Consider the following 7,757-nt stretch of genomic DNA (forward strand, 5'->3'; position numbering starts at 1 on the left):
TCAGCGGGGCGGGGACGGCGGGGCGGCGGAGGGAGCGGCCGTGCGGGCGGCGGCGTCACGGAGGTCCTTCTTGGAGACCTTGCCCACGCCGGTCTGCGGGAACGCGTCCACGAACTCGACCCGGTCCGGCACCTTGTAGGCGGCCAGGCCCCGTTCGCGTACGAACCGCTTGACGGCCACCGCCTTCAGCGGGCCCGCCCCCGAGCGCAGGATCACGTAGGCGCAGACGCGCTCGCCCAGATACGGGTCGGGCTCGGCCACCACGTTGGCGTCGTGCACGGCCGGGTGGGCGAGGATGTGGTTCTCGACCTCCTCGGCGGCCACCTTCTCGCCGCCCCGGTTGATCTGGTCCTTGGCGCGCCCCTCGACCACGATGTGCCCGGAGGGGGTGGTCCGCACGATGTCGCCCGTGCGGTAGAAGCCGTCCTCGGTGAAGGAGCGGGCGTTGTGCTCGGGGGCGTTCCAGTACCCCCGGATGGTGTACGGGCCCCGGGTCAGCAGATGGCCCGTCTCGCCCGGGGCCACCGGCCGGTCCTCGTCGTCGACGACCAGGATCTCGTCGTCGGGCGAGATGGGCCGTCCCTGCGTGGTGACGATCGTCTCCACCGGGTCGTCCAGCCGGGTGTAGTTGACGAGCCCCTCGGCCATGCCGAAGACCTGCTGGAGGGTGCAGCCGAGAGCGGGACGTACCCGGCGGGCCGCCTCCTCGCTGAACTTGGCGCCGCCCACGAGCAGGACCTCCAGGCTGCCGAGGTCGTGCGCGGCGCCGGGCGCGGCCTCGGTCCACAGGAGGGCCAGCGGCGGCACGAGCCCGGTGATGGTGACGCCCTCGCGCTCGATCAGCGGGAACGCCGCCTCCGGGGTGGGGGCCGGACACAGCACCACACGGCCCCCGGCGTACAGCGCGCCGAGCGAACCGGGGGAGGAGAGGGGGAAGTTGTGGGCGGCGGGGAGTACGCACAGGTAGACGCTGCTCTCGTCGACCGCGCAGATCTCGTTGGACCCCCGCAGCGAGTAGATGTAGTCGTCATGGGTGCGCGGGATCAGTTTCGGCACGCCGGTGCTGCCGCCGGACAGCTGGAGGAAGGCCAGATCGTCCGGGCGCGGCCCGTCGTGGCCGACCGGTTCCCCGGCGACCTCCGACAGCGCCTCGAACCCGCCCGGATCCCCCTGGGCGACGAACACGTGGCGCAGCGTCCTCACCTCGGCACGGGCCTTCGACGCCAGCGTGCGGTAGTCGAAGCCGCCGTGCTCGGCCGCGATGACGTACGCCACCGCCCCGGTGAACTCGCAGAAGTAGGTGATCTCGCTCTCGCGGTGCGCCGGCAGCGCGAAGACCGGCAGGGCGCCGATCCGGAAGAGGGCGAAGATCACCTCGAAGAACTCGGCGATGTTGGGGAGTTGGACCACCACCCTGTCGCCCTTGACGATGCCCCGGGAGAGGAGGCCCGCCGCCAGCCGGTCGGCACGCCGGTCGAGATCGGCGTACGTCCACCGGCTTCCCGCCACCGGATCGACGATCGCGACCCGGTCCGGGTGGGCCTCGGCGCGCTGCCGCAGCATCTCCCCGAAGGTCTCACCGCGCCACCAGCCGGCCGCTCGGTACTTCTCCGCGAACTCGGCGGGCCAGGCCGGCGCCGCTTCCGTGCTCACAGTTCGGCTCCCACGGCGGTCAGGAAGGTGCGGAACTTGGCCGCGGTCTCGGCGGTCTCCGCCTCGGGTTCGGACGCGGCGACGACGCCCGCCCCGGCGTAGAGCCGCAGCGTGCGCTCCTCGGCGTCGGCGCAGCGGATCGTCACGACCCACTCGCCGTCGCCGTCGGCATCGCCCCAGCCGACCATGCCGGTGAAGAACCCGCGGTCGAAGGGCTCGGTCTCCGCGATGACCCGGCGGGCCGTCTGCGTCGGCGTCCCGCAGACGGCGGGCGTCGGGTGCAGTGCGCAGGCCAGCTCCAGCGCCGAGGCGTCGGGGGAGGCGAGGGCGCCGGTGACCGTGGTGGACAGGTGCCACATGGTGGCGGTGCGGATGAGCGTCGGGCGGGCCGGGACGGTCAGCTCCGTGCAGTACGGGGCGAGCGCCTGGTGGACGGCGTCCACGACGACGGCGTGCTCGTGGAGGTCCTTGACGGACTCCAGGAGCGTGGCCGCCCGGCGTACGTCCTCGGCGAGGTCGGCGCTGCGCGGGGTCGAGCCGGCGAGCGGGTTGGCGACGACCCGCGATCCGCGGCGGGAGACGAGCAGTTCGGGGCTGGCGCCGATGAGGGTGCGCCCGGGGCCGGTCGGCAGGGCGAAGGTGTACCCGGCGGGATCGCGGCGGGCCAGGCGCTGGAGCATCGCGGGCAGGTCGAGCGGGGCGCCGGAGGTGAGTTCGAGGGTGCGCGCCAGGACGACCTTGCTGAACTCGCCGCGCCACATGCGCTCGACGGCGGAGGCGACGCCCTTGCCGTAGATGTCCGGCTCGGGCACCTGTTGTATCCGCCACTCCCCGGCCGAGGGGGCGCTCGCGGGCAGCGCGACGAGCGGGTCGGAGGCGAGCGGTGGTGCGGTGCGCACCGAATCCGGGACGCTCAGGGCGGCCGGGGCGGCGTGGTCGAAGGGGATGGCGCCCATGACCACCGGGGACTCCTGCCCGGCGGCGGCCGCCGCGGCGAGCGTGGCGTCGACCCGGGCGGACAGGGGCCTGTCGTCGTACGGGACGTCGCGTCCCGGCCCCCGTGCGAGCAGGGTGCGTCCGGGGGTGGCGAGAAAACGGTCGCCCGGGGTGTAGGCGTCCAGCAGTGACGTGGCCGCTCCTACGGCCGGGTGGGCCTGATCGGCCGGCTCGGTGGGCGTGGCGACCTGGGGTGCCGTCGACACGGGGACTCCATTCTCGATGGTCCCGTCAGCGGGTGCGGGGGGCTGGATGGGAGGTGAAGGCGGGCGGGAGGAACGGGCGGGCGGTCAGCGCAGGGTCGCGCCGCCGTCGACGTACAGCTCCTGCATGGTGATGTGGCGGGCGCGGTCCGAGGCGAGGAACGCCACCGCCTCCGCGATGTCCTGGGGGCCGGCGATCCGGCCGAGCGGAATGCCGGTGCGGTACGTCGTGGGATCTCCCTCGACGACGCGCTGGGCGGCGTCCGGACCGGTCCACAGCGCGCGTTGCATCGGCGTATCGGTGGAGCCGGGTGCGACGACGTTGCAGCGGACGCCGCTGCGGGCGAGTTCGAGCCCCAGGCATTTGGTGAACATGGCGGCGGCCGCCTTGGACGCCGCGTAGGCGGCCATGCCGGTACGGGGGATCCCCGCGGCGTTGGAACCGACGGTGACGACCGCCCCCGATCCCCGGGCCGCCATGAGCGGCGCCACGGCCTGGGAGACGTGGTAGACGCCGGTCGTGTTCACCGCGAAGGTGTCCGCCCAGTCCTGGGCGGGGAGTTCGGCCGCCGAGCCGGTGCGCAGGATGCCGGCCACGTTCACCAGGACGTCGACCGGGCCCAGTTGGCGCTCCACCCGGGCCACGGTGTCCTCCACCGAGCTCCGGTCGGTGACGTCCATCACGTACGGGGTCAGGCCGCCGGTCGAACGTTCGCCCTCGGGCAGGCCCGTCCGGGCCAGGGCCCATTCGGCGGCCCGCGCCTCGAGGCCGGGCAGGGCCCGGTCGGTGGCGGCCACGCGCGCGCCGAGGGTGGCGAGCAGGTCGGCGACCGCGGCGCCGATGCCTTGCGCGGCACCGGTGACCAGAGCGGTGCGGCCGGTGAACTCGCCGCTTCTGCCCGGTATGTGCTCAGGCATGAGCAACCTCCTCCGGTTGTTAGGTAAGGGTAACCTAAACTGAATGGACCACTGGCGGGGCGCCGGGTCGTCGGCTCTTGCTTAGGTTAGCCTCACCTTATGCAAACGCCGCGCACGGGGGCCACGGCCTCGGCTCCCGAACACGACTCGCCGCCCGTCCAGTTGGACGGGCCCGAAGCCGATCCGCCGGCGGAGGCCCCGCCCGCCGGTCACCGGGAAGCCCCCGGCGGAGTCGGAAAGGGAGCGCCGCCGGGAGGCGGCCACACCCCCGGCCGGCCCTCGGGCGGCCTCCTCGGCCCGTCGTCCGGCCACCGGCCCGCCCCCGGGAAGGCCGCCGCCCCCCACGGCACCCGCCCCGCGGCGGACCCGCGGCGGCGGACCGTGGCGGTCGCCGTCGTCGGACTGGCCCTGGCCGTACTGGTGCTGGCAGCCCTCTCCCTCTCCATCGGGGCGGGCGAAGTCGGCCCCGGCGGCGTCCTGGACTACCTCCTCGGCCGGAACGGAGCGCGCGCCGACGCCCGGCTCTCCCTCGTCGTCGGCGATCTGCGCCTGCCGCGCACCGTCACCGCACTCCTCGTCGGCGCCGCCCTCGGCGTCGCCGGCTGCCTGCTCCAGGCGGTCACCCGCAACCCGTTGGCCGAGACCGGACTCCTCGGAGTCAACGCGGGCGCCTCGCTCGGCGTCGTCGCGGGCATCGCACTCCTCGGATTCGATTCCGGTTACGCCTACCTCGTCTGCGCTTTCGTCGGCGCGGTGGTCGCCAGCGGCCTGGTCCTCCTCGTCTCCGGCAGGCGCGGCGGCGGCTCGCCCATGCGCCTGGTCCTCGCAGGAGCGGCGCTGGGCGCCACCTTCGGCGGGCTCACCAGCGTCATCATCGTCAACTCCGCCGAAACCTACGACAGGTTCCGGTTCTGGGTCCTCGGCTCCCTCGCCGGGGTCGAGGGCTTCGGTGAACTCGGCCGCCTGGCCCCCGTCCTCGCCCTCGGGTTCCTCATCGCCCTCCTGGCCGCCCGCCCGCTCTCCGCCCTGGCGCTCGGGGACGACCTGGCCCGCGGCCTCGGCCACCGGCCCCCCGTGATCCGCACCGTCGTCGCCGTCGGCGTCACCCTCCTGACGGCCGCCGCCGTCGCGCTCGCCGGGCCCGTCTCCTTCCTCGGCCTGCTCGCCGGATTCCTCGCCCGCGCCCTCGCCGGCACCCGGCTGGCCGCCCGCATCCTGCTCGCCGGACTCATCGGGGCCTGCGTCCTCACCGTCTCCGACATCACCGCACGGGTGGTCTCCCGGCCCTTCGAAGCGCCGGTCTCCGTCATCGTCGCCCTCGTCGGCGCGCCCGTCCTCATCGCCATCGTCCGCTCCCGGCAGCTGGCCTCGATGGGCATGACCGAACCCGCCACCGAAGAACGCGCCCCCGACCGCCCCCGCCGCCTCCGGACCACCCTGCCGAGCCCCCTCCGCCGCACCCGGAAAGCCAAGACCCTCAGGGCCGCCCCGGCCGACACCCTCGTCCTGCGCCGCGGCCCCCTCTCCCTCCTCGTCACCCGGCGCGCCGCGCTCGCCGCCCTCGCCCTCGCCGTCGCCCTCGTCCTCGCCGTGGTCCTCTCCGCGTACGCGGGCCAGAGCGACATGGGCGTCGGCCGCACCTTCCGCGCGGTGTTCGGCCAGGGGGACCGCTTCGACGTCCTGCTCGTCCAGAAGTTCCGCCTCGGCCGCATCGTCGCCGGACTCACCGCCGGCGCCGCCCTCGGCCTGGCCGGATGCCTCACCCAGACCCTGGCCCGCAACCGCCTGGCCACCCCCGAACTCCTCGGCGTCAACGACGGGGCCACCGCCGCCGTCCTGCTCTCCGTCACCCTCAGCGCCACCGGGTCCTTCGGTGCCTGGTGGGCCGGACCGATCGGCGCGCTCGTCGCCGTCGTCGTGGTCACCACCGTCTCCGGCGGCCTCGGCCAACGCGGCTACCGCGTTCTCGTCGTCGGCCTCGCCATGTCCGCGCTGGCCTCCGCGATCACCCAGGTCGTCCTGTCCCGCCGCTCCCTCTCTTCCGCCGGCTCCCTGTACGTGTGGACCTCGGGCAGCCTCAACGGCCGCAGCTACGCCGTCGCCGTGCCCGTCCTCATCGGCCTCGCGGTCCTCGTCCCGGCCGGCCTCGCCGTCGCCCGCCATCTGAGCGTCCTCCGCTTCGACGACGCGACCGCCTCCTCGCTCGGCTCCACGCCCGGCCGCGTCCGCACCCTCTCCCTGCTCCTGGCCGTCGCCCTCGCGGGCCTGGCGGTCGGCATCTGCGGCCCCGTCGGCTTCGTCGCCCTCGCCTCCCCGGTCATCGCCTCCCGGCTGGCCGGCCCCCTGCGCGTCCCGCTCGTCGGCTCGATGCTCACCGGAGCCGTCCTCGTCGTCGCCGCCGACACCCTCGGCCGCATCGTCCTGGACGGCGCCGAACTCCCCGTCGGCATCGTCACCACCGTCCTCGGCGGCCCCTTCCTGCTCTGGGTGCTGCTCGGCCGATCCGCCGCCACCCGGGTGTAGCGGGCCACCGCCCCCGTACCGAACTGTGAGACATCCATGACCCACCCGCCGACCCACCCGACGGACGGGAACCAGCCGTCCCCTCCCGCCCCGACGAGGCCGACCGCATCCGGGACGCACCCCGTGCGAAGCCCTCTGCTGCGCGCACTCCTCGCGGACGTCCGCGAGGACGGGCCCGCCGCGGAGGAGGCGTTCTGGCGCCACGCCGCCGAGACCGGCACCCCGCTCGTCGAACCCGACCCCGAGGGCGACCCCGACCACCGGCTCGTCACCTTCGTCCGCCGCGAGGACCCCGGACACCCCGCCACCCACGTCCTGGCCCTGGTCCACACGGTCACCGACAAGGACCGGCACGCGGGCGACCTCGCTCCGCACCTGATGGAACGCGTCGAGGGCACCGGCGTCTGGGCGATCAGCCACCGGCTGCGCGCCGACCACCGCGCCTCGTACCAGTTCCACGCCACCGACGGCAGCCGCGAGGACGCCCTGCGCGCCGACCGGGCCGCCTGGCTCCAGGTCCTCGACCGGGCCGAACCCGACCCGCTCAACACCCGGGCGCCGCTGCCCTCCCGGGACGGCCGCAACCCCGCCTCCGTACTCGAACTGCCCGACGCCCCGCCGCAGCCGCGCACCCGGCGGCGCGACGACGCGGCCCGGGGGCGGACGCTCGACGCCGAGGTCGACGGGCGCCGGATCACCGTCCACCTGCCGCCCGGCCACCACCGGGGCGGCGGCCCGTACGCGCTGGCCGTGCTCCTCGACGGGGAGGTGTGGGGGCCGGTCCTCGGCGTCGGGGACATCCTCGACAACCTGCACGCGGACGGGGTGCTGCCGCCCACCGTCGCGGTCCTGGTCGACACCATGGGCCGGCGCATGGAGGACCTCGCGTGCAGCGCCCCGTTCGTCGACTGGCTCGCCGACACCCTGCTGCCCTGGGCCGGGCAGGGGTACGGAGCGGGGGCGGACGCCGCCCGCACGGTGGTCGCGGGGCAGAGCGCGGGCGGCCTCACCGCCGCGTTCGCCGCCTTCCGGCGCCCCGACCGCTTCGGCCGCGCCCTCTCCCAGTCGGGCTCCTTCTGGTGGCCCGACGACGAACGCGGCGGTGAATGGCTCACCGGGCAGTACGCCTGGGCCGAACGCAGGCCGGTCGCCCTCCGGTTGGAGGTCGGCCTCCAGGAGTGGATGCTCCTCGCGGAGAACCGCAGGCTCCGCAACGTGCTGCGCGCCCGCGGCTACGACGTCCGCTACCGGGAGTTCAACGGCGGCCACGACTACGCCTGCTGGCGCGGCGGCCTGGCCGACGGCCTGGCGGACCTGCTCGGCGGGGAACGGACCCACGCCGCGACCCCGCGTTTCCCGGCCACGTAACAGAAGGGGGGCGGGGGGGGGGCGGTGGACAGGGGGGGGGCGCCGCGCCGCCCGCGCCCCCCCCCCCCCGACGCGGCCGCCGCGCCCGACGGCCCC

At 75.1% G+C, this 7,757-nt stretch carries 5 protein-coding genes; 2 read left to right on the plus strand and 3 right to left on the minus strand.

All coding sequences use genetic code 11. The annotated features are described in order from the left end of the window. From ACH4K1_RS24540 to ACH4K1_RS24550, 3 genes are all read right to left on the minus strand, one after another. Complete coding sequence (locus ACH4K1_RS24540) at positions 1–1,653, minus strand: (2,3-dihydroxybenzoyl)adenylate synthase (protein WP_398091510.1); 1,653 nt, start codon at positions 1,651–1,653, stop codon at positions 1–3. Continuing rightward, positions 1,650–2,855 (minus strand): isochorismate synthase DhbC, encoded by a 1,206-nt coding sequence (gene dhbC, locus ACH4K1_RS24545; RefSeq protein WP_398091512.1) that lies wholly within the window; start codon positions 2,853–2,855, stop codon positions 1,650–1,652. Before dhbC ends, ACH4K1_RS24540 begins: the two co-directional genes overlap by 4 nt. Positions 2,856–2,939: 84 nt before the next feature. Beyond that, the gene (locus tag ACH4K1_RS24550) at positions 2,940–3,770 is read right to left on the minus strand and encodes a 2,3-dihydro-2,3-dihydroxybenzoate dehydrogenase (protein ID WP_398091514.1); all 831 of its coding nucleotides are present in this window, start codon (positions 3,768–3,770) and stop codon (positions 2,940–2,942) included. 99 nt (positions 3,771–3,869) lie between these two features. On the opposite strand from ACH4K1_RS24550, the gene fhuB reads away from it, so the two are divergent. Together fhuB and fes are read left to right on the plus strand one after the other, a co-directional pair. Then, positions 3,870–6,293, plus strand: coding sequence for a Fe(3+)-hydroxamate ABC transporter permease FhuB (gene fhuB / locus ACH4K1_RS24555; protein ID WP_398091516.1), 2,424 nt, complete (start codon positions 3,870–3,872; stop codon positions 6,291–6,293). Positions 6,294–6,329: 36 nt separating this feature from the next. After that, positions 6,330–7,661 carry an enterochelin esterase gene (gene fes, locus ACH4K1_RS24560; protein WP_398091518.1) on the plus strand — a complete coding sequence of 444 codons (1,332 nt, stop codon included), beginning with the start codon at positions 6,330–6,332 and terminating at the stop codon, positions 7,659–7,661. The last annotated feature ends 96 nt before the right edge of the window (positions 7,662–7,757 follow it).

Source organism: Streptomyces sp. NPDC017448 (assembly GCF_044330565.1).
Classification (GTDB): Bacteria; Actinomycetota; Actinomycetes; order Streptomycetales; family Streptomycetaceae; genus Streptomyces.